Consider the following 1,443-nt stretch of genomic DNA (forward strand, 5'->3'; position numbering starts at 1 on the left):
CCATTCGTTCTAGTTTAGTGGCGGCCAAAGCCGAACTCACCTCGTTCAACCTGCTCACGTAACCGATCTCTGTGTGGATTTGGATTTCGTGATGCCCACAGCAACAGTTCGTCCAAATCCGGCAGTTCGTAGCCCAACTCGACCATGAGATACAGCTGGATCAGATGAGCGTGCCGTTCAACGGCTAGCGAACAGCGACGGCGAGGGAGCCGCGACGCCGACTCGTCGGCGTCTGCGGCGGCTTCGACCTCACGCTGTCTTGCCTCAAGCGACCGTAACTCATCCACGATCACACGACTCATCATCAACGAAATTGCCGCCATGATGATCAGCGCCTCAATGATGTAGGCGTCGGTCGTGTTGATCTCGTCCAGGCCGAACCGCGATTTCAACTCCTTGAACAGCAGTTCGACCTCCCAGCGCGCCCGATAGAGCTGCGCGATATCGGGCGCGCTGTAGTCGTCGTTGCCGAGATTCGTCAGATACAGATGGTACTCTTCGGTCTCCTCGTTGCGCAGGCCGACCAGTCGAAACGTCCGGGTCGCGCTGGCGCCCGACCCTCGTTTGCGCTCGAATGAAAGCGTGATGCGGACGTCGATCTCCTGTCGCTGCAGGTCGTCGAGGACGGCCTGCAGCGACTCTCCTTCCAGCGGAATGCTGTTGCCTCGCCAAGTCCGCAGTTCTTCGACAATCTCGAAGTTCGCGTTGTCCTTGACGCGGGAGACGAACCAGCCGCCGTTCTGGTCGATACGATCGAACAACCAGAAATCGTAGAAGCCCAAATCAAGCAGGATGAGGGCGTCAGCTACCCACTCTCCGGTGGGTAGCTGACTCCGTTCGTGAGTCGTGCCGTCGGTTGTGCGGAACCGTGTTGGAAGACCTGTCGAGAGTGACTCGATGAGGTGGAGTTTCAGTTCAGCCTGGTCTTCGCCGGTTGCGGCGTAGACATCAGCGGCGTCTTGATACAGCGAAACAATAGTCGCGTCAGCAATGAGGACGTCTCGAAAGCGTTCGAGACGTCCGCTCAAGTCGGCTCGTCCAGTATCGAGATTCTCGATAGCATCATCGAGAATCTCTCGAAGGAGTGCAACGAACCCCGGTTCGAACCAGTCGTGGAACGCCGCGTAAGAGAGGTCGTCGCAGTCAGCCATCTCGACATAGCGTTCGAGAAATGCTTGCAGAGAGCGGTCTGAGCCAGCAGCGAAGCCAAACGAGAGTGTGTAAAACAGCGCAACGATGTCGAACTTCCGCTCACGCTCAACGAGATTCGTTGCGCGAGCGCGCTCGCGCAACTCATCAGAGGGAAACGCTCTTTGAATTCGGTCAACAACTACCGAGTCCGGTGGAGAGTACACACTTCCCACCGGGTTCCTCAACCGGGTAGTTGCGACGATATCTAATCAGCAGATAGCGACAGGATTCTCCACTAAACTAGAACGGATG

The 1,443-nt window shown here is 57.0% G+C and carries 1 protein-coding gene; it reads right to left on the reverse strand.

Annotation, left to right across the window (positions count from 1 at the left end; genetic code table 11):
* Window positions 1-14: 14 nt before the first annotated feature.
* The gene (locus tag APQ99_RS12440; RefSeq protein WP_012289547.1) at window positions 15-1,364 is read right to left on the reverse strand and encodes an IS4-like element ISH5 family transposase; all 1,350 of its coding nucleotides are present in this window, start codon (window positions 1,362-1,364) and stop codon (window positions 15-17) included.
* Window positions 1,365-1,443: the final 79 nt, after the last annotated feature.

Source organism: Halobacterium salinarum DSM 3754, assembly GCF_008124605.1.
Lineage (GTDB): Archaea > Halobacteriota > Halobacteria > Halobacteriales > Halobacteriaceae > Halobacterium > Halobacterium salinarum.